19 protein-coding genes are annotated in these 22,202 nt (G+C 59.6%); 8 read left to right on the top strand and 11 right to left on the bottom strand.

Annotated features, from left to right (window positions below):
- Positions 1-148 precede the first annotated feature (148 nt).
- Positions 149-1,255 (top strand): hypothetical protein, encoded by a 1,107-nt coding sequence (locus tag ACN1C3_RS08300; RefSeq protein WP_419115329.1) that lies wholly within the window; start codon positions 149-151, stop codon positions 1,253-1,255.
- A gap of 55 nt (positions 1,256-1,310) precedes the next feature.
- Here ACN1C3_RS08300 and ACN1C3_RS08295 read toward each other — a convergent pair whose 3' ends face one another.
- The 3 genes from ACN1C3_RS08295 to ACN1C3_RS08285 all read right to left on the bottom strand — a co-directional run bounded on the left by ACN1C3_RS08295 (position 1,311) and on the right by ACN1C3_RS08285 (position 5,654).
- Positions 1,311-1,640 (bottom strand): hypothetical protein, encoded by a 330-nt coding sequence (locus ACN1C3_RS08295; protein ID WP_419115328.1) that lies wholly within the window; start codon positions 1,638-1,640, stop codon positions 1,311-1,313.
- Positions 1,641-2,261: 621 nt separating this feature from the next.
- Entirely contained in the window at positions 2,262-3,884 is a 1,623-nt protein-coding gene (locus tag ACN1C3_RS08290) for an MFS transporter (protein WP_419115327.1), read from the bottom strand.
- 117 nt (positions 3,885-4,001) lie between these two features.
- Entirely contained in the window at positions 4,002-5,654 is a 1,653-nt protein-coding gene (locus ACN1C3_RS08285) for a GMC family oxidoreductase (protein WP_419115326.1), read from the bottom strand.
- Positions 5,655-5,788: 134 nt separating this feature from the next.
- Between ACN1C3_RS08285 and ACN1C3_RS08280 the strand changes: the two genes are divergently transcribed.
- The 3 genes from ACN1C3_RS08280 (at position 5,789) to ACN1C3_RS08270 (ending at position 8,533) form a co-directional block, all read left to right on the top strand.
- Positions 5,789-6,712, top strand: a complete 924-nt coding sequence (locus ACN1C3_RS08280) for a LysR family transcriptional regulator (RefSeq protein ID WP_419115325.1) — start codon at positions 5,789-5,791, stop codon at positions 6,710-6,712.
- A 128-nt stretch (positions 6,713-6,840) separates the two neighbouring features.
- Positions 6,841-7,413 (top strand): N-acetyltransferase family protein, encoded by a 573-nt coding sequence (locus tag ACN1C3_RS08275; protein WP_419115324.1) that lies wholly within the window; start codon positions 6,841-6,843, stop codon positions 7,411-7,413.
- A gap of 46 nt (positions 7,414-7,459) precedes the next feature.
- Complete coding sequence (locus ACN1C3_RS08270; RefSeq protein WP_419115323.1) at positions 7,460-8,533, top strand: NAD(P)-dependent alcohol dehydrogenase; 1,074 nt, start codon at positions 7,460-7,462, stop codon at positions 8,531-8,533.
- Between the two features lie 183 nt (positions 8,534-8,716).
- Here ACN1C3_RS08270 and ACN1C3_RS08265 read toward each other — a convergent pair whose 3' ends face one another.
- Both ACN1C3_RS08265 and ACN1C3_RS08260 read right to left on the bottom strand, forming a co-directional pair.
- Positions 8,717-10,522, bottom strand: a complete 1,806-nt coding sequence (locus tag ACN1C3_RS08265) for a monovalent cation:proton antiporter-2 (CPA2) family protein (protein WP_419115322.1) — start codon at positions 10,520-10,522, stop codon at positions 8,717-8,719.
- Between the two features lie 247 nt (positions 10,523-10,769).
- The gene (locus tag ACN1C3_RS08260) at positions 10,770-12,092 is read right to left on the bottom strand and encodes a diguanylate cyclase domain-containing protein (protein WP_419115321.1); all 1,323 of its coding nucleotides are present in this window, start codon (positions 12,090-12,092) and stop codon (positions 10,770-10,772) included.
- A gap of 203 nt (positions 12,093-12,295) precedes the next feature.
- Between ACN1C3_RS08260 and ACN1C3_RS08255 the strand changes: the two genes are divergently transcribed.
- Both ACN1C3_RS08255 and ACN1C3_RS08250 read left to right on the top strand, forming a co-directional pair.
- Positions 12,296-12,634 carry an FKBP-type peptidyl-prolyl cis-trans isomerase gene (locus ACN1C3_RS08255; RefSeq protein ID WP_419115320.1) on the top strand — a complete coding sequence of 113 codons (339 nt, stop codon included), beginning with the start codon at positions 12,296-12,298 and terminating at the stop codon, positions 12,632-12,634.
- 62 nt (positions 12,635-12,696) lie between these two features.
- Entirely contained in the window at positions 12,697-13,236 is a 540-nt protein-coding gene (locus ACN1C3_RS08250; RefSeq protein ID WP_419115319.1) for an adenylate kinase, read from the top strand.
- A gap of 120 nt (positions 13,237-13,356) precedes the next feature.
- Here ACN1C3_RS08250 and ACN1C3_RS08245 read toward each other — a convergent pair whose 3' ends face one another.
- Positions 13,357-13,965: a LysE family translocator gene (locus tag ACN1C3_RS08245; protein WP_419115318.1), complete on the bottom strand. Its 609-nt coding sequence runs from the start codon at positions 13,963-13,965 to the stop codon at positions 13,357-13,359.
- 131 nt (positions 13,966-14,096) lie between these two features.
- Here ACN1C3_RS08245 and ACN1C3_RS08240 point away from each other — a divergent pair, with 131 nt between their 5' ends.
- Positions 14,097-15,011, top strand: coding sequence for a LysR substrate-binding domain-containing protein (locus ACN1C3_RS08240; protein ID WP_419115317.1), 915 nt, complete (start codon positions 14,097-14,099; stop codon positions 15,009-15,011).
- Between the two features lie 177 nt (positions 15,012-15,188).
- On the opposite strand, the gene ACN1C3_RS08235 is transcribed toward ACN1C3_RS08240, so the two are convergent.
- From ACN1C3_RS08235 to ACN1C3_RS08215, 5 genes are all read right to left on the bottom strand, one after another.
- Positions 15,189-16,208, bottom strand: a complete 1,020-nt coding sequence (locus tag ACN1C3_RS08235; RefSeq protein WP_419115316.1) for a branched-chain amino acid aminotransferase — start codon at positions 16,206-16,208, stop codon at positions 15,189-15,191.
- A 235-nt stretch (positions 16,209-16,443) separates the two neighbouring features.
- Positions 16,444-17,835, bottom strand: a complete 1,392-nt coding sequence (gene lpdA / locus ACN1C3_RS08230) for a dihydrolipoyl dehydrogenase (RefSeq protein WP_419115315.1) — start codon at positions 17,833-17,835, stop codon at positions 16,444-16,446.
- An 18-nt stretch (positions 17,836-17,853) separates the two neighbouring features.
- Positions 17,854-19,137 carry a dihydrolipoamide acetyltransferase family protein gene (locus tag ACN1C3_RS08225; protein WP_419115314.1) on the bottom strand — a complete coding sequence of 428 codons (1,284 nt, stop codon included), beginning with the start codon at positions 19,135-19,137 and terminating at the stop codon, positions 17,854-17,856.
- A complete protein-coding gene (locus ACN1C3_RS08220; RefSeq protein ID WP_419115313.1) occupies positions 19,138-20,196 on the bottom strand; it encodes an alpha-ketoacid dehydrogenase subunit beta in 1,059 nt (352 codons plus the stop codon).
- A 1-nt stretch (position 20,197) separates the two neighbouring features.
- Complete coding sequence (locus tag ACN1C3_RS08215; RefSeq protein ID WP_419115312.1) at positions 20,198-21,433, bottom strand: 3-methyl-2-oxobutanoate dehydrogenase (2-methylpropanoyl-transferring) subunit alpha; 1,236 nt, start codon at positions 21,431-21,433, stop codon at positions 20,198-20,200.
- Positions 21,434-21,627: 194 nt separating this feature from the next.
- Between ACN1C3_RS08215 and bkdR the strand changes: the two genes are divergently transcribed.
- Positions 21,628-22,116 carry a Bkd operon transcriptional regulator BkdR gene (gene bkdR, locus ACN1C3_RS08210; RefSeq protein WP_419115311.1) on the top strand — a complete coding sequence of 163 codons (489 nt, stop codon included), beginning with the start codon at positions 21,628-21,630 and terminating at the stop codon, positions 22,114-22,116.
- The last annotated feature ends 86 nt before the right edge of the window (positions 22,117-22,202 follow it).

The raw sequence follows: 22,202 nt of genomic DNA, 5'->3' as shown, positions 1-22,202 counted from the left end.
AGCCCCTCGGTGTAAGCCGAAACCGTACCTTCTGGCCGGCTTTTCTTGATGCCGTTTTCGCCACCTATACTTAAGACTGCGTGGTCGGACGACCTGTCCGATGACGGGTGGGCTGCTGCTGTCGAATCTATTTTAGGGGGCTGCGATCTTGAATCTGCGTTCCCTGCTTGTCGTCTTGATGGTGGTGTTGGCGGGATGCGTCACTCCACATCGTGCCCCCGAAGTGACTTCGCCGGTTCTGATTTCAGAGAACACCTGGCGGCAGGTCGATCGGGACATAGTCGCCGCCTCGCAAGCCGCGACAGGACAGGCCAGAATCTTCGCACGCGGCTCCATGGAACACTGGCGGATCCGCGTCTATGAACGCACCGAGGAAAGCTTCATTCCGTGGTTCAGCAGCTACTGGACCCAGGAATGGCTGGCTATGAAGGTGACCTGGTACAGGATGAACGCAGGGGAGGAGAAGGATCTTTCGGAAAAGCGATTAACTGTCTATTTCCAGGAGCAATACCACGATCGTGTGCTGACCCCTGTTGCCGTGGAGATCGATCCCGATGCGATCCTGGGGCAGGCGACGGAAGTTTACGTCCAGGTCCTCGGCAAGCAACTTCAGGCTATTGCGCAGCGCTACGGTGTATCTGCGGCTCAATTAGACCGGCGGCTCAAAGACATTTCAGCGATCACGCTCGCGCCTCCACCTGCCCACAACGCTTCGCTCTACCAGATTGTCCACACAGATCCGATCACCAAGCTGCCGGCCTATGTGGCCCTGATCGACCGGATCCACAATGCCGCTGGTGGCACGGGAGCCGGGGCATCGGAGGCAGCCATATCGTCGGTGGCCAAACAGACCAGCGAAAAGCTGGAGGCCCAGATAGCCAGTAGAGGTGCCGTAGGCGCTGCCGCAGCGGTGGCCGGCCGGGTAGTTGGCGCGCTGATTTCCGTAGGCGTGGCAGGTGCCCGCGCAGTCGCGCACGAGAGCGAACGACCGGAGATGGAAGCGCAGGTACGCAAAAGTCTGGGCGCCGCCTTTGACGATGTGTGGCTTAAGCTGCTGAACAACCCCACCACGGGGGTGATGGCAGGGGTCAATTACCTGTCCGGGAAAATCGAAGGAAGTCTCGCCAAAACCATTGAGCTGCCGGTCGTACCAGGACCGGCACCGCGGGAAGTTCCCCTGCCAGGCACACAACCTCTTGAGGACGGAAACAGTGACGGCCAAGCTCCTTCGGGCGATGGGGGCGCGAGTGAATAAAGCGATGTCGCTGGTAAGCCTGAATTTCAGGTTACCAGCGACATCGCAGTCGTACTCAGCAGTACTTGTCTACCAGACACACCCCGGTCTGATTTTGCATCAGCGTCCATTCATGGCTCAGGGTTTGAAGGACGCGGCCAATGAAGTCTTTATCAGCCGCTGCTTTCTTACCGACATACCCTTGACCCCGGCGGTACATTTTCAGCCTGGCACGCATGCTGTGATGGGCCTTCTCGAATTCACTTTCCTGCGAGTGGGGCGCGAGGCAATCGATATGGACTTCGCCCGATTTGCATATCCACAGTACGTGGTTGTCGTGGCTGTCCTTGTGCGATGCGAACAGTCGAGCCAGTTCATCAATAGTCGGTTGATTGTTCAAATTCATTTTTAAGCCCCTTGACCACTGTCTAGTTGGTTAGCTGAAAACATGTCGCAAAAATCAGCCAATCGATTCTTAGGCACCCTCGGGACACGTGTGTCCGTCAAGTGCAGATCCGGCCCTGAGCTTGATGCATGTAGCATTGATGGAAGACGACTACACAGTTGTGTCACAAGGAGGAGAAACAGCGAACGCCAGGAGGCCGATGCTGACAGTAAAGCGGTCAGCCACAAGCGTCATGAGGACGTATCGCCAGCGTTTCTCGCCCTTGTACCGGACGATCCAGCCAGGTCGCTTCATCAATCTGCCTTGTGGGCAGTACACATCAGGGGAACAGCTCGGCGGTCTGTCGAGCGTATTCAGAAGACTCATGCCAACTCTCCCGATCGGGGAGACGAGATGGATAATGCAAGTCGACAAAGGCGTCGTCAATAGCTTTGTAGTGAATATTTTTTGGCACTACATAAATCGCGCCTATCAGCGGATTTCCTCGCGAAGCCGCCCATTAGAGGGATCTGGCAGCTGGGAGCACGCGGCGCTTGCGTTCGGACGAAGCGAATACACCCCACGTGGGCCAATAGGGTCCGCCCACTCGCCAGCAACACGGCGAATGGGCGGACCTTCATCTCAGTTCTTATCGATGTCCACGTTTTTGGTTTCCCGCAGGCAGATCATGCCGACGATCAAACTCACCCCGGTGATCACTACGGGGTACCACAGCCCGTAGAAGATATCGCCGGTGTACACCACCAATGCAAAGGACACGGTCGGCAGGAACCCACCGAACCAGCCGTTGCCGATGTGGTAGGGCAGGGACATGGAGGTGTAGCGGATGCGGGTCGGGAACAGCTCAACCATCAGCGCCGCCAGCGGGCCGTAGCACATGGCGGCGATACAGGTCAGGGCGACCATCAGCGCGACGATCATCGGTTTGTTGACCTGCTGGGTGTCCGCCTTTTGCGGATAACCGGCCAGGGTCACTGCGCCACGCAACGCGGCTTCGTCGTAACCGTCGATGCGCACGTCACCGATGCTTACCTGTACGCCGCTGCCAGCGGGTGCCGCTGCACTGCTGTATGGCAAGCCTTGTTTGACCAGGAAGGTCTTGACCTTATCGCAAGGGCTGTCGAAACGCGCCTTACCCACCGGGTCGAACTGGAAGGTGCAGGTGGCCGGGTCGGCCAGCACGGTGATCGGTGCCTGATGGCTGGCCAGGTCGATTGCCGGGTTGGCGTAGTGGGCAATGCTCTTGAAGATCGGAAAGTACAACACTGTCGCCAGCAACAGGCCGAGCATCAGGATCGGTTTACGCCCGACCTTGTCCGACAGCCAGCCAAAGAAGATGAAGAGCGGCGCACCGATCACCACGCTGACGATCAGCAGACCGTTGGCCAGCGCCGGGTCCATTTTCAGGAACTGGGTGAGGAAGAACAGCACGTAAAACTGCGCGGCATAGAAGGTCACCGCTTGCCCTGCGTTGATGCTGAACAGCGCGATCAACACCACCTTGAGGTTTTCCCATTTGCCGAAGGATTCGCGGATCGGCGCCTTGCAGACCTTGCCTTCTTCTTTCATTTTCACGAAGGCCGGCGACTCGTGCAGGCTCAGGCGAATCCAGGTGGAAATCCCCAGCAGCACGATCGAAAACAGGAAGGGGATGCGCCAGCCCCAGACTTCAAATTGATCGCCAGTGAAGTAGCGGCAACCGAGCACCACCAGCAGCGACAGCAGCAAGCCGAGGGTGGCGGTGGACTGAATCCAGCTGGTGTGGAAACCGCGCTTGCCGACCGGAGCGTGCTCGGCGACGTAGGTCGCAGCACCGCCGTACTCACCGCCCAGGGCCAGGCCCTGGAGCATGCGCAACGCCACCAGAATGATCGGCGCGGCGATGCCGATGCTTGAATAGGTCGGCAGCAGCCCGACGCAGAAGGTCGCCAGGCCCATGAGGATGATGGTCGCGAGGAAGGTGTATTTGCGCCCGATCATGTCGCCCAGACGGCCGAACACCAACGCGCCGAACGGCCGCACGATAAAGCCGGCGGCGAAGGCCATCAGGGCAAAGATAAACGCGGTGGTGTCGTTGACCCCGGCGAAAAACTGCTTGCTGATGACCGCTGCGAGGGCGCCATAGAGGAAGAAGTCGTACCACTCGAACACCGTCCCCAGGGACGAGGCGAAGATGACTTTCTGGGTGTCCTTGCTGGTGGTCGCGCCAAGCGTCACGTCCAGAGGTTGAGCACGTTCTGACATATCCATATCCCTTACAGTGATTGTTTTTGTTGTTCCACTGTCGCCACCATGGTTGGCGCGATGTCGGTGTTGCGCGGTCCTTGTGGGAGCCGAGCTTGTGTGGGAGCGGGCTAGCTCCTACAAGTGCGGTTCGGTGATCAGTTCTGTTTCCGGGGCGAGGCTCCTTGTATTGGGGGCGAGTATCAGCTGGGCAGCTTTCTCGGCGATCATCAGGGTCGGTGAACAGGTATTGCCCGAGGTGATGCGCGGCATGATCGAGGCATCGGCGATGCGCAGCCCGGGAATGCCGTGGACCCGCAACTGGGCGTCGACCACGGCGTGTTGGTCGTTGCCCATGCGGCAGGTACCGACCGGATGGAAAATCGTCGTACCGATCCGCGCCGCCGCTTCGTACAGTTGCTCGTCCGTCTGCAAAGCATCGCCCGGCAGGTATTCGGTGGGTTTGAACGGCTGCAAGGCCGGCGCGGTGACGATGCGCCGGGTCAAACGAATGGCGTCGGCGGCCACCCGAAGGTCTTCTGTGTGGCTCAAATAGTTGGGCTGAATCAACGGCGCCTGCTGTGGATCGGCCGAGCGGATGTCCACTCGGCCACGGCTCTGCGGGCGCAGGTCACAGACCGACGCGGTAAACGCCGGGAACGCATGCAACGGCTCGCCGAAGCGCTCCAGGGAGAGCGGTTGCACATGGTATTCAAGGTTGGCTGACGTCTGCTCCGGCCCCGAACGAGCGAAAGCCCCGAGTTGGCTCGGCGCCATGGACAGCGGGCCGCTGCGGTCATACAGATAGCGCAGACCCATGCCCATCTTGCCCCACAGGCTGCCGGCGATCTGGTTCAGGGTGCGGGCGTTTTCCAGTCTGTAGATCAGCCGCAACTGCAAGTGATCCTGCAGGTTGCCGCCGACGCCGGGTAGTTCATGGGCGACGCCAATCCCCAAACGTTGCAACAAACTGCTCGGGCCGATCCCGGAACGTTGCAGGATGCTCGGCGAGCCGACGGAACCGGCGCAGAGAACGATTTCCCGCCGTGCCTTCCAGGTTTTCTGCTGCCCCTGCCAGCGGGCGCTGACGGCCGAAGCGCGGCCGTTTTCCAGCAGCACGCGATCGACTTCGACCTCAGTTAGAACGGTGAGATTCGGCCGGTTGCGGATCGGTTTGAGAAAGGCCTTGGCTGCGTTCCAGCGCACGCCGGCCTTTTGGTTGACCTGAAAGTAGCCACAACCTTCGTTGTCGCCACGGTTGAAGTCATCGATGCTGGCGATGCCACTTTGTTCAGCGGCCTCGCGGAAGGCATCGAGGATTGGCCATGACAGCCGCTGACGCTCGATCCGCCATTCCCCGGCAGCGCCGTGAAACTCCGAGTCGCCGGCAAAATGGTTTTCGCTCTGTTTGAACAGTGGCAGTACGTCTTTCCAGGCCCAGCCCGGATTGCCGTCGGCGGCCCAACCGTCGTAGTCGGTGGCCTGGCCGCGCATGTAGATCATGCCGTTGATCGACGAGCAGCCGCCCAGCACCTTGCCGCGCGGGTAGCTCAGGCTGCGACCTTGCAGGCCAGGTTGCGCTTCGGTCTTGAAGCACCAGTCGGTGCGCGGGTTGCCGATGCAAAACAGATAGCCCACGGGAATATGAATCCATGGATAGTTGTCACGGCCGCCGGCTTCGAGCAGCAGCACCCGGTGTTGCGGGTTGGCGGACAGGCGATTGGCCAGTAAACAGCCTGCCGGCCCGGCACCCACTACCACGTAGTCGTATTCATCAACGTCAGGCTGCATCCATGACCTCTTCTGTTGTTGTTCTTGTTGCGACTCATCCTAGTTGTTAGCTTTCGTCAAAAGAATGTTAGTTTTTGCTCAGTGGCTGTGCGTTTTTAGACAGCCGCTTCCTCCAGCGTGTTCAAGGAAGACTCATGTTCGATTGGAATGACCTGCGGTTTTTTCTCGAGTTACAGCGTAGCGGACGCCTGCTGACTGCGGCACGGCGCCTGAAAACCACCCACGCCACCGTGGCCCGGCATATCGAGGCGATCGAGAAAAGCCTCGGCACTGCGCTGTTCGTTCAGCACGCCCAAGGCTACCAACTGACCCCGGCCGGTGAAGCGCTGCTCAAGCACGCCGAAGCCATGGAAAACGTTGCCTTGCTGGCCCAGGAAGAAATCACCCAGTCCAGTGCGCCGCTGGGCAAGATCCGCGTGGGGGTGACTGAAGGCCTGGGCATCATGTTCCTTGCCAGCCGCATGAACGGCTTGTTCGAACGCTATCCGGGGCTGGAAGTGGAGCTGGTGGCGGTGCCGCGTTTTGTCAGCATCCTCAACCGCGAAGCGGAAATCAGCATCCATCTTGAACGTCCGGCCGCCGATATGCTGGTCACCCGCAAACTCACCGACTACCGGCTGGCGCTGTATGCCAGTCGCGCCTACCTGGACCGTTCGCCCCCACTGCGCAGCCGCGAAGACCTGGCGCAGCACGTCTGGATCGGTTACGTCGATGACTTGCTGTTCAGCCAGGAACTGATGTTCCTCAACAGCTTCTGCCGCAGCCCACAGGTGGTCTTCCACAGCACCAGCGTGATTGCCCAGCAGCAGGCCGCACGCTCGGGTTTGGGGATCGCGGTGTTGCCGTGCTACATGGCCAGCAACGACCCGGAACTGGTGCCGCTGTTGCCGGCCGAGAGCATTCAGCGCAGCTACTGGATCAGCACCCGGCGCGAATTGCACAAATCGGTGCGGTTGCGGGTCTTGTGGGACTACGTGGTGGAGTTGTGTGGTCGGGAGCAGGCACTGCTGCTCGGTCCGCACGAGTCTCTTTTGTCCGAGCGCGATAACGGCCGCTGATCGGTTGTCTGGGCGAAGGCCGATGAATACACGCCAGACCTTGATCCAGATCACCTCGGCAAACGCCACCCGCCGTACAACTCTTGAAGGCCTTGCGAGTATTTTCATTTCCGGCCTGGGAGAAACACATGACCACTGGTCTATCAACCGCCGTAGAACTGGCCACCTTCTGTCCGGTCGATGCTGATGAACACTGGATCGAACCTTTGAATGACGGCACTCATGTGCTCATTCGCCCGCTTCAGGAGGAGGATCGCGAGCGCGAGTTTCAGTTCATCAAGCATTTGTCTGCCGGATCTCGTCGACTACGCTTTTTGGGGACTTTCAGTGAGGCGGATGCGCCACTGATGGACCGAATGATGGACCTGGACTATGAAAACCGGATGGCCTATGTCGCATTGGTGCATAGGGATGGGCAGTTGCTTGAAATCGGCGTCAGCCGTTACGCCTCTACGCCCGGGGCGGGCCGATGCGAATGTGCCATAACGGTCGCCGATGAATGGCAACGTCGCGGCCTGGGGACCTTGCTGGGCGGGCATTTGATTGATGCCGCGCGGCGCAATGGGTTCAAGACCATGACCTCGACCGATCTGGCGAGCAATTACGGTATGCATTGTCTGGCAAGAAATCTCGGTTTCACCAGCCGCTATCCCAGCGACGGATACAGCGAAATCATCCATGAACTCGATCTCGGAAAATGACGGTCGGTAAAGCCTTTCCCGGGTTTCAAGAGCAGGAGTCAGTGCTATGGCGAACATGAAAGCGGCGATCTTCGTTGAGAAAAACCGCATCGTACTGGATGACAAGCCGATACCCGAAGTCGGCCCGCTGGATGCGTTGGTGCGCATCACCACCACCACGATCTGCGGCACCGATGTGCATATCCTGCGCGGCGAGTACCCGGTGGAGAAGGGATTGACCATCGGCCATGAGCCGGTTGGGGTGATCGAAAAGCTCGGCTCGCAAGTTGTCGGCTTCGTCGAAGGGCAACGGGTCATTGCCGGCGCCATTACGCCGAGCGGTCAGAGCTACGCCTGCCTCTGTGGATGCTCGTCGCAGGACGGTCCCGGTACTCGCCACGGCTTTCGGGCTGCCGGCGGCTGGAAGTTCGGCAATACGATTGACGGCTGTCAGGCCGAATACGTGTTGGTGCCGGACGCGCTCGCCAACCTCTGCCCGATTCCCGACGCCCTTAGTGACGAGCAGGTGCTGATGTGCCCGGACATCATGTCCACGGGCTTTTCCGGCGCGCAAAGAGGCAAAGTCGAGATTGGCGATACGGTCGCCGTGTTCGCCCTCGGTCCCATCGGTTTGTGTGCCATCGCTGGCGCACGTCTGATGGGGGCTACCACCATCATCGGTATCGATACCGTGCCCGCACGAATGAGTGTCGCCCGCCAGTTGGGCGCGACCCATGTTGTCGACTTCAAGGACGGCAATGTGGTCGAGCGCATCATGGCCATCACCCAGGGGCGTGGCGTTGATGTGGCTATCGAGGCTCTGGGGACTCAGGGCACCTTCGAATCGGCGCTGCGGGTACTGCGTCCCGGCGGCACGTTATCGAGCCTTGGGGTCTATTCGTCCGACCTGCATATCCCGCTCGATGCGTTCGCCGCAGGGCTGGGTGACCTCAGCATCGTGACCACGCTATGCCCCGGCGGAAAAGAGCGCATGCGGCGCTTGATGGAGGTGGTCGCCTGTGGTCAGGTCGATCTCAAACCCTTGGTCACCCATCGCTTCAAACTCGATGACATCGAAGCCGCTTATGAGCTGTTCGCCAATCAGCGCGATGGTGTGCTGAAGGTCGCTATTACGCCGTGAAAACAGGGATTCCTTTAACGTCATCGTTTCCCAGATAAACCGCGTTATCGTTCATCGCGAGCAAGCCCGCTCCCACATTTGATCGCATTCAACTGCCATATCTATGGCCGACGCAGGCCTAATGTGGGAGCGGGCTTGCTCGCGATGGGGCCCTCAGATTCACCATCAACCTTGAACCTTTGCTCACCCTCTGGACTCTTCCTCCAGCTGATCCGCCTCGAACAACCGCGCCAGTTCGGCTCGGGCTTCCTGGGCGGTCTGCAGCACTTTGGCGGCATCGTCATAGACCGCATGCTGGGCCTCAAGCACCTGTTCGTCGTGGTGGGTGAAGCGCTTGATGCGGGCATCGGCCTGGGTCTGGCTCAGACCGAGGCCGACCAGGGTGCGCCGGCTCATTTCCAGGCTCGAATAGTAGGTTTCCCGTACCGCTTGCGCCCCGACATCCACCAGCCGGTGAACGTGTTGACGGTTGCGCGCGCGGGCGATGATTTTCATGTGTGGGTAGAGTTTGCGCACCAGTTCAGCGGTCTTGATGTTGGTGTCCGGGTCGTCGGTGGCGATCACAAAAAACTCCGCCTGTTCGACTTTGGCAGCCTTCAGAATCTCCGGGCGCATCGGGTCGCCATAGAATACCGGCACCCCGCCAAAACTGCGGGACAGTTCGATGGTTTCCACCGAGGTATCCAACGCCACGAACTTGATGTTCTGCGCCCTCAGGATCCGCGCGACGATCTGTCCCATACGACCCATGCCGGCGATCACCACCCGTGGCGCATCGGTGTCGATCTCGCGGTATTCCGGCGGCATGGTCACCGGTTTCACGGTCGGTTTGACCAGCCGCGCGCACAACAGCAGCAGGAGCGGCGTCAGCGCCATGGACAGGGTGATGGTCAGCACCAGCAGGTCGTACAGCTGTGGCTCGAACAGCCCCTGATCGCGGCCGATCTTGAACACCACGAAAGCGAATTCACCGCCGGCCGCCAGCACGATGCCCAAGCGTATGGCATTGAGTCGACCCAGTCCGCCGGCCAGCCGCCCGACGACAAACAGCAGCGGCAGTTTGATCAGAATCAGCAGCACCGTCAGCCCCAGCACCGCAGCCGGCGCGCTGAATAGCAGGCTGATGTTGGCGCCCATGCCGACGCTGATAAAAAACAGTCCCAGTAGCAATCCTTTGAACGGTTCGATTTGCGCTTCCAGTTCGTGACGGTATTCCGAGTCGGCCAGCAGCAACCCGGCGAGGAACGCGCCCAGTGCCATGGACACCCCCACCAGATCCATCAGCCACGCCGTGCCGATCACTACCAGCAGCGCGGTGGCAGTGGAGACTTCTGGCAGACCGGTTTTGGCCACCACACGAAACACCGGACGCAACAGATAGCGCCCGCCGATCACTACCACGGCGATGCTGCCCAGCACCCGCAGGCCGTGATTCAAGTCTTGCGCGGCAGTGGTGGTGTGATCGCCGCCGGCCAGCAACGGCACCATGGCGATCAAGGGAATCGCGGCGATGTCCTGGAACAACAGAATGGCAAACGCCAGCCGTCCATGGGGGCTGGTCAGCTCCTTGCGCTCAGCCAGGCTCTGCAAGCCGAATGCGGTGGACGACAACGCCAGACCCAGCCCGAGCACGATGGCGCTGTTCAGCGGTTGGCCGAAGACGAACAACGCGACCGTGCCGATCACCGATCCCGTCAGCATCACCTGCGCAAGACCCACACCGAACACCGCTTTGCGCATCACCCAAAGCCGCCGCGGCGACAGCTCAAGGCCGATGATGAACAGCAGCAACACCACGCCCAGTTCGGAAATATGGCTGACACTTTGTGGGTTGCCGATCAGGCCCAACACCGAGGGACCGATGATCACCCCGGCAAACAGATAGCCCAGCACAGCCCCTAGCTGCAGGCGCTTGGCCAAGGGAACGGTCAGCACCGCCGCGAATAGAAAAACAACAGCGGCTTGCAACAGGTTGCCTTCATGGGGCATGGATGACTCCTGGGTGTTTCTGACGATTGATGCAGGCTGGCGCGGCCAGCCTTGGTTGAGTGCGGATTCTACCGGCGTGGGTCGGATGCTGCAGCGGGCAACAAGTTCCGGTTCAGCGTGCGTCTCGTGATGCTCTGCGTGATCGTTCCCACGCTCTGCGTGGGAATGCCGCCATGGACGCTCCGCGTCCACTGTGACGCAGAGCGTCACTGGATGTATTCCCACGCGGGAGCCTGGGAACAATCAGCTATTCAGCCTGAGCCCGCCACGAAGACTCCTTGCCCAACCGATACTGGTTGTTCCCGCTGCGCTTGGCTTCGTACATCGCCAGGTCGGCGATGTGGATGAGTGTGTCCATGCTCGGTGCGTGATCCGGGAACACCGCGACACCCAGGCTGGTGCCAATGTGCCGCTGGTCATTGCCGATGGTGATGGGGGGCGATAGCTCGACGAAGATTTTTTCGCAAATGTTGTGGGCTTCGTCTTGCAGGCTCTTGCCCTGGGGCAGACCTTCCAGAATGACCACGAATTCGTCGCCGCCGATTCGGGCGACGGTGTCGGACGAACGCAGGATTTTTTTCAGGCGGGTGGCCGTGGTGACCAGCACCCGGTCGCCGGCGGCATGGCCGAAATGGTCGTTGATCTCTTTGAAACTGTTGAGATCGACAAACACAAGCACCACCCGCGTTTCGCTCAGCCGTGCCTGTTCCAGGGCCTTGGACAGTCGGTCTTCGAGCGCCAGGCGATTGGGCAGACCGGTCAAGAGATCGAAATGGGCCAGTTGCTGGAGATGGTTGGCCGAGGCTTTTTCCTCGGTGATGTCACGGACCACCCCCATCATTTTTACCGTCGAATCGTCTGTGCTTTTCACCACATTGCCGGTTTCCCGAAGCCAATGGATGCTGCCGTCCGGCCAGATGACCCGGTATTCCTCGTCATGGTTTTCACCGGTTGCGAGGCAACGCAATTCACCGGCACGCACCTGAGCCCGGTCATCCGGGTGCACGCAGCTACAGAACAGCTCATAGGAGGGCGTCACTTCGCCGACCTTGTAGCCGAACATGCCGAAGATGGCCTCCGACCAATACAGCTGCTCGGTATCGACATCCCAATCCCAGGTGCCGATGCGGGCGAAATACTGGCTGCGCTTGAAGCGTTCGACATCGTCGGGTGCGTTGCCGTGCTCCTTGGTGCGACGGATGAGGACGATCGAATTCGTGCTGCCAGATGCGGGCAAGCGAGTGATCTCGACTGCCCGCTGTTGGCCATTGGCGCTGACGGCGAGGGTGCGTTGACGTTCGATCCGGGTTTCACTCAACTGCGGCAGCCACCTGGAAAGCGCCGAGCCCACCAGTATTGAGTCGGCCGAATCCAGTAGTTGCGCTGCGGCGATGTTCTGCTGCTGGATGAGCCCATCGGCGTCGACCAGAATCACCCCGTCTGGCAGGCATTCGACCAATTCCCGATAGTGGGTCAACTGGTTTTGGATACTTCGCTCACGACGAAACAGCACGACGACGGCCGCCAGGATCAGTAGAACAGCACAGAGGCTGAGCCAGACAGAGGTCATGAGGATGTGGGTGACATGGGGTATCGAAACCTTGCGGGTAAATGGCCGTTGGCTATCTTAATCCAGACCCTTTGATTACAGCAGGCTTTTACCACCCGAGACCGACCCGTTGCAGCGCTGAAGAAGGTTGCCAAGTCACGAGAATTCTGGGAAAACCCTGCCTCTGGAGCCATCCAGGGCTACTGAACCAATGAGAGTGAGTGATGAGCAGCGAATTGCAGGTGACAGACATTCAACTGGGCGACGGCAAAGAGGCGGTCAAAGGCGCTTTGATCACCACCCAGTACCGCGGTTTTCTTGAGGACGGCACTCAATTCGACTCTTCGTATGAGCGTGGTAAACCGTTCCAGTGCGTGATTGGCACCGGCCGCGTTATCAAGGGCTGGGAGCAGGGATTAATGGGCATGAAAGTCGGCGGCAAGCGCAAGCTCTGGGTACCGGCGCACCTGGCCTACGGCGAACGATCGATGGGCGCGATCACGCCCAATTCAGACCTGACCTTCGAGATCGAATTGCTGGAAGTACTGACGCGAGACGATTGATCATCGCTACGCCTCGAACCCTGGTAATTGCACAGGCGACAGGCCTCGAGGAGACCCATGAAGTGAGCAAGCGAATTTACATAAGCGGAGCATCTGGAGCCGGAGTGAGCACTCTGGGGGCAGCATTGGCAGCAAAGCTTCAAGTGCCTCACTTTGATGTCGATGATTACTATTGGTACCCAACAGAACCGCCATTCGAGCGATCACGACCTCCTACAGAGAGAGTCAACCTACTCAACAGTAACCTGGCTGATGGCCAATGGGTACTTTCCGGCTCATTAGATGGCTGGGGAGACGAAGTGATTCAACGCGCTGATTTGGTCGTGTTCATTGATACTCCGACCCTGCTTCGAATTGCGCGTCTGAAGTCGCGCGAATCACAGCGTTATGGTGAACGTATCCTTCCAGGAGGGGACATGCATGCGAACCACCAGGCGTTCCTCGCATGGGCTGAAAGTTATGAAACTGGCGTTCAAGCTGGCCGCAGTCGACCACGGCATGAGCAGTGGCTCAAGGAGCTAAAGCTACGCTCCCTTAGGGTAAACGGAGAAACTTCGATTGAGCCGTTGCTTGCAGAGGTAATTGCTGCGATTCCAGAGTGATGAGGTTTCATAGGGGATTTCCAACCACGCGGAATTTGATGTGGGTATCTGTAGGGCAAGCGAGGCAAAAGAGGCTCAGCTACCCGTCAGACGCCTTGGTTACAGCGTTCCCGGTTTTCGCTATTTCGTGGCCGAGGCCATGAACACCCCAAAACAAAAGAAGGTAATGCCTGATAGCTTTCCTGCCAGCCAGGAACCTTTTTTCGTTGAGAGCCAACCCCGTGCGCTATTGGCCGCAAGTGCATAGGTGCTATGAATCAGGATCACCAGCAAAGCGTAGGAGCAGACCAGTGCAAAGAACTGGCTGTAATAATTCCCGGAAGGTTTGATGAACTGCGGGAACACCGCCAGGAAAAAGAACCCGGCTTTTGGATTCAGGAGTTGTATGGACAGCGCTTCGACGAAGCGGCGCCAAGGCCTGGAAGCCGTCCCATTGAGTTCGGGGATGAAGCTTTCAGCGCGCCACATTTTAAAACCCAGGTATAAAAGATACAGCGCACCAAAATACTTCAATGCCGTAAAAGCGCTCTGCGAGGTGGCCAGAATCAATCCCAGGCTGCTGGCACAAAGACCTGCAACGACAAAGGCGCCCAGCGCAATGCCTGCGATGCCTGGCAATGCTCCGGTCCAGCCATGGCGCAGCGAATTAGAAAGGGTTAACACAACGCCCGGACCGGGACTCAGCACGGTCAAGGCGGCGAACAATAAAAACAACCCATAGCTGGCCATGTTCCACTCCAAAAGTTAATGGCTGAGCGCAAGGCGAACGTTGTCAGCCGATGCGTGGCGTGCAGATTGGCGCGAAGAGACGGGGCTGACAAACGCTTTAATTGCGCCTCAGATGTGACTAAATTAGACACATGATTAATAACCTACCGCCCTTGAACGCTGTCCGTGCGTTTGCTTGCGCCGCTCGCCATCAGAGCTTCAGCCGTGCCGCAGAAGAGCTGCACGTCAGCCACAGCGCCGTCAGTCGCCATGTAAAACTGCTTGAGGAGCACCTCGGCGTACTGCTTTTCGAGCGGCGTATTCGACAATCAGTTCTGACCCCTGAGGGGCAGAGCTTCTATGAGCAGGTCAGCGCCGGACTGTCACAGATTGCCAACGCCGCCGCGGCACTCAAGCAACACGCCTCGCTGCGCACAGTGAAGATCAACGTTCGCCCGACCTTTGCCCAGCGCTGGCTGACTCCCAGACTGGCGGATTTCACGGTGCTGCACCCGGACATCAAACCTGAGGTGGTCACTTCCACTCTGGCGCCCGATCACACACGAGACGGGTTCGACATTGTTATTCGACGTGGCCGCGACGGCTGGGCGCCCGACATTCACGCGCAGGTACTGTTTGAGGACGAACTGCTGCTGGTCGCGGCGCCATCGCTGATCCAGCGAATACCGCTCGACGACTTGAACGCCCTGAGCCGACATACTCTGCTGACCGCCAAGACCCGTCGCGAGGACTGGCACAACTGGGCCCTGCAGTTTGGCGAAACGCAGTCAGAAACTCAGGCGACACTGCAATTCGATCACATGCAGCCGGTGCTTCAGGCTGCGGTGGAGGGACAAGGCATTGCCCTGTGTCCGGCCTCCTTGCTGGGCAGCGACGTGTCGAGCGGCCGGCTGATCTGTCCGTTGCCTGACTTGCGTATTCCGTTGCCGCGTTATTACTACGGAGTCTCGCCGGACGTGACGGCGCAGACTCAGGTCTTTCTGGAATGGCTGTTTGCCCGGCTCGAAGTAGATGCCGGTCAGGTGGGGCGATTGATTGCAAGGTGATTTGAAGATCAAAAGATCGTTCGAACGCGGCCCGAACCTTCGGCAGCTCCTGGTTTACACCGCTCTTTGTAGGAGCTGCCGCAGGCTGCGATCTTGGCACTTTTACTGGCGCTGAAAATCAAAAGCCCACCCACCGCGTTAGCGATGGGTGGGCTTTTTAGTACCGCAAACGCTGGATCAGACCTTGACGATCCAGCCCTCTGGCGCCTCGATGTCGCCAGTCTGCACACCGGTCAGCTCTTTGTAGAGCTTCTGGGTAACCGGGCCGACTTCGGTTTCGCTGTGGAACACGTGCAGTTTGTCGTTGTAGCTGATGCCACCGATTGGGGTGATCACCGCGGCAGTACCGCAGGCGCCGGCTTCCTTGAAGTCGGACAGCTTGTCGATGAACACGTCACCTTCGACCACTTCCAGGCCCAGGCGCGATTTTGCCAGCTCGATCAACGACAGACGGGTGATGCCCGGTAGCACCGAAGGGGACTTCGGCGTGACAAACACATTGTCGTGGGTGATACCAAAGAAGTTGGCCGAGCCCACTTCTTCGATTTTCGTGTGGGTCATTGGGTCCAGGTAGATGCAGTCGGCGAAGTGCGCCTTCTTGGCCTGGGAGCCGGGCATCAGGCTGGCGGCGTAGTTGCCACCGACCTTGGCTGCGCCGGTGCCTTGTGGTGCGGCGCGGTCGTAGCTGGAGATCAGGAAGTTGTGTGGGGTCAGGCCGCCCTTGAAGTAGGCGCCGACCGGGATGCAGAAGATCGAGAAGATGAATTCGGGGGCGGTGCGCACACCGACGTTGTCACCCACGCCGATCACGAACGGACGCAGGTACAGCGCGCCGCCGGTGCCATAAGGCGGGATGAAGCGTTCGTTGGCGCGGACCACGGCCTTGCAGGCTTCGATGAAGTCTTCGGTTTCCACTTGCGGCATCAGCAGACGGGCGCAACTGCGCTGCATGCGCAAGGCGTTCTGGTCCGGACGGAACAGGTTGATCGAGCCGTCCTTGCAACGATAGGCCTTCATGCCTTCGAAGCATTGCTGGCCATAGTGAAGGGCAGTGGAGCCTTCACTGATGTGCAGCACGTTGTCTTCAGTCAGGGTGCCTTTGTCCCAGGCGCCATCGCGCCAGTGAGACAGATAGCGCTTGTCTGTCTTGATGTAGTCAAAACCCAACTTGTCCCAATTGATGCTTTCGTTACCCATGACACCCTCTATCACTTAACAATCGCCTGAGCGGTTCAAGGCTTCTGACGTTTTTCTGGATGGGGACAACAATACTTCATTCTTGGGCTAAATCGCAGCCCGGAATGCGGTCCTTTGATCGTTCCCACGCTCCGCGTGGGAATACCTCAACGGACGCTCCGCGTCCGCTTTAGGGACGCGGAGCGTCCCGGGCTGCATTCCCACGCAGAGCGTGGGAACGATCACGGTGGGGCGGTTACAGGTGCAGCGCGTGCCCCAGGGCCCGCAACGCCGCTTCCTGTACCGCTTCACCCAGTGTCGGGTGGGCGTGGATGGTGCCGGCGATGTCTTCCAGTCGTGCGCCCATTTCCAGGGATTGGCCGAACGCGGTGGACAGTTCCGAAACACCGACCCCGACGGCTTGCCAACCGACAATCAGATGATTGTCGCGGCGTGCCACAACCCGCACGAAGCCGCTTTTCGACTCCAGGGTCATCGCCCGGCCGTTGGCGGCAAACGGGAAGTTGGCGGTAATACAATCCAGACCTGCAGCTTTGGCCTCATCCGGGGTCTTGCCGACCACCACCAGTTCCGGGTCGGTAAAGCACACGGCGGCAATGGCGGTAGGGTTGAACTCGCGGTGTTTGCCCGAGATCAGTTCCGCAACCATTTCCCCTTGGGCCATGGCGCGGTGCGCAAGCATCGGTTCGCCGCTCAGGTCGCCGATGGCCCAGACGTTACGCATGCTGGTCTGGCAACGGTTGTCGATCTTGATCGCCGAACCGTTCATGTCCAGGTTCAGGGCTTCGAGGTTCCAGCCTTGGGTGTTGGCGCGCCGACCGACGGCGACCAGCACCTGATCGGTTTCCAGATTAAGGATTTCGCCGTCCGGATCGCGCACTTGCAGGGTATTGGTCTGCGCATCGAAGCCTTCGACGCTGTGCTTGAGGTGCAGCTTCACGCCCAGCTGTTTCAGTGCTTCAGCGACCGGTTGGGTCAGTTCCTGATCGTAGGCCGGCAGGATGCGATCCTGCGCCTCGACCACGCTGACTTCAGCGCCAAGCTTGCGATAGGCAATCCCCAGTTCCAGGCCGATATAGCCGCCACCGACCACGATCAGCCGTTTCGGGACTGAGGTTGGGGCGAGCGCTTCGGTGGACGAGATAATCGGACCGCCAATTGGCAGCATCGGCAGGTTGACGCTTTTCGAGCCGGTGGCCAGCAGCAGGTGTTCGCACTGGATGCGGGTGTTGGCGCTTTCGACTTCAACGGTTTTGCCGTCGATCACTTTAGCCCAGCCTTGAATGACCTGGACTTTGTGCTTCTTCAAAAGCGCGGCGACGCCAGTAGTCAGGCGATCGACGATACCGTCCTTCCACTCGACGCTTTTGCCGATGTCCAGGGTTGGCGCCGAAACCTTGATCCCCAGCGCCGAGCCTTGGCTGTGGTGTTGGGTCTGATGGAACTGTTCAGCGACGTGGATCAGTGCTTTGGACGGAATGCAGCCGATGTTCAGGCACGTGCCGCCCAGCGCCTGGCCTTCCACCAGAATGGTCGGAATGCCCAGTTGTCCGGCACGAATCGCCGCTACATAACCGCCAGGGCCGCCACCGATGATCAGCAGCGTGGTGTTCAGAGTCTGTTGCATGCGTTGCTCCACAAATGCCTATTCAACAAACAGCGTGGCGGGTTGTTCGAGCAGGCCGCGAATAGCCTGGATGAATTGCGCCGCGTCCATGCCATCGACCACGCGATGGTCGAAGGAACTGGAGAGGTTCATCATCTTGCGCACCACGATCTGGCCTTTGATCACCATCGGCCGTTCGACGATCTTGTTGACGCCGACGATCGCCACTTCCGGCAGGTTCAGCACCGGGGTGCTGACGATGCCGCCAAGGGCACCGAGGCTGGTCAGGGTAATGGTCGAGCCGGACAGTTCATCGCGGCTGGCTTTGCCGTTGCGTGCAGCGGTTGCCAAGCGGGAGATTTCTGCGGCGCTGTCCCACAGGCTGCGGGCTTCGGCGTGACGCACCACTGGCACCATCAAGCCGATATCGCTTTGGGTCGCGACACCCACATGCACCGCGCCGAGGCGGGTGATGACCTGGGCTTCGTCGTCGTAACGGGCGTTGATCTGCGGGAAATCCCGCAGGGCGACGACCATGGCGCGTACCAGGAACGGCAACAACGTCAGCTTGCCGCGAGTCGCGCCGTGTTTTTCATTCAAGTGCGCGCGCAGTTCTTCGACGGCGGTGACGTCGATTTCTTCGACATAGCTGAAATGCGCGGCGCGCCGGGTAGCGTCCTGCATGCGCTGGGCAATCTTGCGGCGCATGCCGATCACCGGGATCTGCTCTTCGTCGTTACGCTCGGCGTAAGCGACGGCAGCGGTCGATTGCGGCTGTTGACCCTGAGCCTGACCCTGAGCTAGATAAGCGTCGAGGTCTTCGTGCAGCACACGACCGGCAGGGCCGGTGCCACGGACCAGACGCAATTGGATGCCGAGATCAAGCGCATGTTTGCGCACGGCCGGGGAGGCCAGCGGCCGCTCATCGGCCTCGCGAGCGACCATCGGGCCCTGGCACACGGCTGGGCGCGGGGCTGCAACCGGTTTGCTCTCAACCACCGCTTCAACCTTGGGTGCTGCAACCGGAGCAGGTGTTTCTTTCACTGCCGCAGGCTGAGCCGACTCTTTAACGTTGCCCGCGCCTTCGACTTCAATGCTGATCAGTATGCTGCCGACCGCCATGACTTCGCCCGGCACACCGCCCAAGGCGATGACCTTGCCATTCACCGGCGAAGGGATGTCGACCATCGCTTTGTCGGTCATCACATCGGCCAACACCTGATCTTCGACGACCATGTCGCCGACCTTGACGTGCCACACCGACAATTCAACTTCTGCAATGCCTTCGCCAATGTCCGGCATTTTAATAACGTGCGTGCCCATTCAGACCTCCATAACCCGTTTCAAAGCCGCGCCCACACGGGACGGACCAGGGAAATACGCCCACTCTTGCGCGTGCGGGTAGGGAGTGTCCCAACCGGTGACGCGCTCGATCGGCGCTTCCAGGTAGTGGAAGCAGTGCTCTTGCACCAGGGCGACCAGTTCGGCGCCGAAACCACAGGTGCGGGTCGCTTCGTGAACGATCACGCAACGTCCGGTTTTCTTCACCGACTTGACGATGGTTTCCAGGTCCAGTGGCCACAGGCTGCGCAGGTCGATCACTTCAGCATCGACACCGGTTTCTTCGGCGGCGACTTGCGACACATAGACCGTGGTGCCGTAGGTGAGGATGGTGACATCCTTGCCCGGACGGGCGATGGCCGCCACGTCCAGCGGCACGGTGTAGTAACCGTCCGGCACTTGCGCGGCCGGGTGTTTCGACCAAGGGGTTACCGGGCGGTCGTGGTGGCCGTCGAACGGGCCGTTGTACAGACGTTTTGGCTCAAGGAAGATCACCGGGTCATCGTTTTCGATGGAGGCGATCAGCAGGCCTTTGGCGTCATAGGGGTTGGATGGCATCACCGTGCGCAGGCCGCAGACTTGGGTGAACATCGCCTCGATGCTCTGGCTGTGGGTCTGGCCGCCGTAGATGCCGCCACCGCAAGGCATGCGCAGGGTCATCGGCGCGGTGAACTCGCCGGCCGAGCGATAGCGCAGGCGTGCGGCTTCGGAAATGATCTGGTCCGACGCCGGGTAGACGTAATCGGCGAACTGGATCTCGGCCACCGGCCGCAGACCGTAGGCACCCATGCCCACGGCGACGCCGACGATGCCGCTTTCGGAGATCGGCGCGTCGAACACTCGCGAGGTACCGTACTTGCTCTGCAAGCCTTCGGTGCAGCGGAATACGCCGCCGAAGTAGCCTACGTCCTGGCCGAAGACCACGACGTTGTCGTCACGCTCAAGCATCACATCCATGGCCGAGCGCAGGGCCTGGATCATGGTCATGGTGGTTGTGGTCATGGCGGTTTCCAACTGGATAGTGTTGTTGTGATCGTTCATATCAGATCCCCAACTCTTGACGCTGGCGCTTCAAGTGCTCCGGCATCTCTTTATAGACGTCTTCGAACATCGTCGCGGCGCTCGGAATCTGGCCACCGGCGAGAGTGCCGTACTGCTCGGCTTCTTTCTGCGCGGCAATGACTTCGGCTTCGAGTTCGGCGCTGACAGTGGTGTGTTCTTCTTCAGACCACTGACCGATTTTCACCAGGTGCTGCTTGAGGCGCGCAATCGGGTCGCCCAACGGGAAGTAGCTCCAGTCGTCGGCAGGACGGTATTTGGAAGGATCATCGGAAGTCGAATGCGGGCCGGCGCGGTAGGTGACCCATTCGATCATGGTCGGGCCGAGGTTGCGGCGGGCGCGTTCGGCGGCCCAGGCAGAGGCGGCGTAGACCGCGACGAAATCGTTGCCATCGACCCGCAGGGAGGCGATGCCGCAACCGACGCCACGACCGGCGAAGGTAGTGGCTTCACCACCGGCAATCGCCTGGAACGTGGAAATTGCCCACTGGTTGTTGACCACGTTGAGGATCACCGGCGCACGGTAAACGTGGGCGAAGGTGAGGGCGGTGTGGAAGTCGGATTCAGCAGTGGCGCCGTCGCCGATCCAGGCCGAGGCGATCTTGGTGTCACCCTTGATCGCCGACGCCATGCCCCAGCCCACGCCTTGTACGAATTGGGTGGCGAGGTTGCCGGAAATGGTGAAGAAGCCGGCGTCTTTAACCGAGTACATGATCGGCAGCTGGCGGCCCTTGAGCGGATCGCGCTCGTTGGACAGCAGTTGGCAGATCAGGTCCACCAGCGGCACTTCGCGAGCCATCAGGATGCTTTGCTGGCGGTAGGTCGGGAAGCACATGTCGTCGATGTTCAAGGCCAGGGCCTGAGCGCTGCCGATGGCTTCTTCGCCAAGGCTCTGCATGTAGAACGACATTTTCTTCTGACGCTGGGCGACGACCATGCGGTTGTCGAAAATCCGCGTTTTGAGCATGGCGCGCATGCCTTTACGCAGGATCTCGACCGGCACGCCTTCGGCCCACGGACCGAGGGCATTGCCCTGGTCGTCGAGCACGCGAATCAGGCCCTTGGCCAGGTCGGCCGTGTCGGCGGGTTCAACGTCGATTGGGGGTTTGCGCACCGTACCGGCATCGGTCAGACGCAGGTAGGAGAAGTCGGTTTTGCAGCCGGGACGGCCCGAAGGTTCGGGAACGTGCAGGCGCAGCGGTTCGTACGGTTGGTTCATGGCTTCTACGCTCGATCTTGTGAATTTCTTGTAGTGGGCGCGCTAGCTGACGATCTTTCTTTGGGTAAAAGAAATCTTGTCCTACAACAATCATAGGCCTCGCCAAGAAGAATATTTATCTCTGTTTCGTTGCGCTTTAAGCCATTTGAGGATAAAAAATCTGCATAAACACAATAAACAGGTGGTTTTGTCTCATGCGCAAGCTGGACCGTACCGATATCGGGATTCTCAACAGCCTTCAGGAGAACGCCCGCATCACCAACGCCGACCTCGCACGTTCGGTCAACTTGTCACCGACACCCTGCTTTAACCGGGTCAAGGCAATGGAAGAGTTGGGGCTGATTCGCGAGCAGGTCACGCTGCTCGACGCTGAGCTGCTCGGGCTGCACGTCAACGTGTTCATCCACGTCAGCCTCGAGAAACAAGTCGAAGAAGCCCTGCAGCACTTCGAAGAAGCGATTTCCGACCGACCGGAAGTGATGGAGTGCTACCTGATGGCCGGCGACCCGGATTACCTGATCCGCGTACTGGTGCCGACCATCCAATCGCTGGAGCGTTTCATGATGGACTTCCTGACCAAGGTTCCGGGAGTCGCCAATATCCGTTCAAGCTTTGCGCTCAAGCAGGTCAGGTACAAGACCGCGTTGCCGTTGCCGGCCAATGGTTTGACGCTGGCGGGGTAGCTTCATTAGGGTGGCTTCATTAGGTGTAGCCCCCGTTCATCACGGGACTTTGCCATAACGCTCGCGCGGTGCTTTATTCATAAGGT

It is taken from the genome of Pseudomonas sp. H11T01, from assembly GCF_048515765.1.
Lineage (GTDB): Bacteria > Pseudomonadota > Gammaproteobacteria > Pseudomonadales > Pseudomonadaceae > Aquipseudomonas.
The sequence above is the reverse complement of the archived record's forward strand: the minus strand, read 5'-3'. Positions and strand labels throughout refer to the sequence as shown.

What these genes read in the sequence shown, in the direction of transcription:
- ACN1C3_RS08280 (WP_419115325.1), top strand. Translation starts at nt 5,789, where the DNA reads ATGTTCGATTGGAATGACCTGCGGTTTTTTCTCGAGTTACAGCGTAGC.
- ACN1C3_RS08265 (WP_419115322.1), bottom strand. Translation starts at nt 10,522, where the DNA reads ATGCCCCATGAAGGCAACCTGTTGCAAGCCGCTGTTGTTTTTCTATTC.
- ACN1C3_RS08260 (WP_419115321.1), bottom strand. Translation starts at nt 12,092, where the DNA reads ATGACCTCTGTCTGGCTCAGCCTCTGTGCTGTTCTACTGATCCTGGCG.
- ACN1C3_RS08235 (WP_419115316.1), bottom strand. Translation starts at nt 16,208, where the DNA reads ATGGGTAACGAAAGCATCAATTGGGACAAGTTGGGTTTTGACTACATC.
- ACN1C3_RS08285 (WP_419115326.1), bottom strand. Translation starts at nt 5,654, where the DNA reads ATGCAGCCTGACGTTGATGAATACGACTACGTGGTAGTGGGTGCCGGG.
- ACN1C3_RS08275 (WP_419115324.1), top strand. Translation starts at nt 6,841, where the DNA reads ATGACCACTGGTCTATCAACCGCCGTAGAACTGGCCACCTTCTGTCCG.
- ACN1C3_RS08240 (WP_419115317.1), top strand. Translation starts at nt 14,097, where the DNA reads ATGATTAATAACCTACCGCCCTTGAACGCTGTCCGTGCGTTTGCTTGC.
- ACN1C3_RS08220 (WP_419115313.1), bottom strand. Translation starts at nt 20,196, where the DNA reads ATGAACGATCACAACAACACTATCCAGTTGGAAACCGCCATGACCACA.
- ACN1C3_RS08290 (WP_419115327.1), bottom strand. Translation starts at nt 3,884, where the DNA reads ATGTCAGAACGTGCTCAACCTCTGGACGTGACGCTTGGCGCGACCACC.
- bkdR (WP_419115311.1), top strand. Translation starts at nt 21,628, where the DNA reads ATGCGCAAGCTGGACCGTACCGATATCGGGATTCTCAACAGCCTTCAG.
- ACN1C3_RS08225 (WP_419115314.1), bottom strand. Translation starts at nt 19,137, where the DNA reads ATGGGCACGCACGTTATTAAAATGCCGGACATTGGCGAAGGCATTGCA.
- lpdA (WP_419115315.1), bottom strand. Translation starts at nt 17,835, where the DNA reads ATGCAACAGACTCTGAACACCACGCTGCTGATCATCGGTGGCGGCCCT.
- ACN1C3_RS08255 (WP_419115320.1), top strand. Translation starts at nt 12,296, where the DNA reads ATGAGCAGCGAATTGCAGGTGACAGACATTCAACTGGGCGACGGCAAA.
- ACN1C3_RS08270 (WP_419115323.1), top strand. Translation starts at nt 7,460, where the DNA reads ATGGCGAACATGAAAGCGGCGATCTTCGTTGAGAAAAACCGCATCGTA.
- ACN1C3_RS08215 (WP_419115312.1), bottom strand. Translation starts at nt 21,433, where the DNA reads ATGAACCAACCGTACGAACCGCTGCGCCTGCACGTTCCCGAACCTTCG.
- ACN1C3_RS08295 (WP_419115328.1), bottom strand. Translation starts at nt 1,640, where the DNA reads ATGAATTTGAACAATCAACCGACTATTGATGAACTGGCTCGACTGTTC.
- ACN1C3_RS08245 (WP_419115318.1), bottom strand. Translation starts at nt 13,965, where the DNA reads ATGGCCAGCTATGGGTTGTTTTTATTGTTCGCCGCCTTGACCGTGCTG.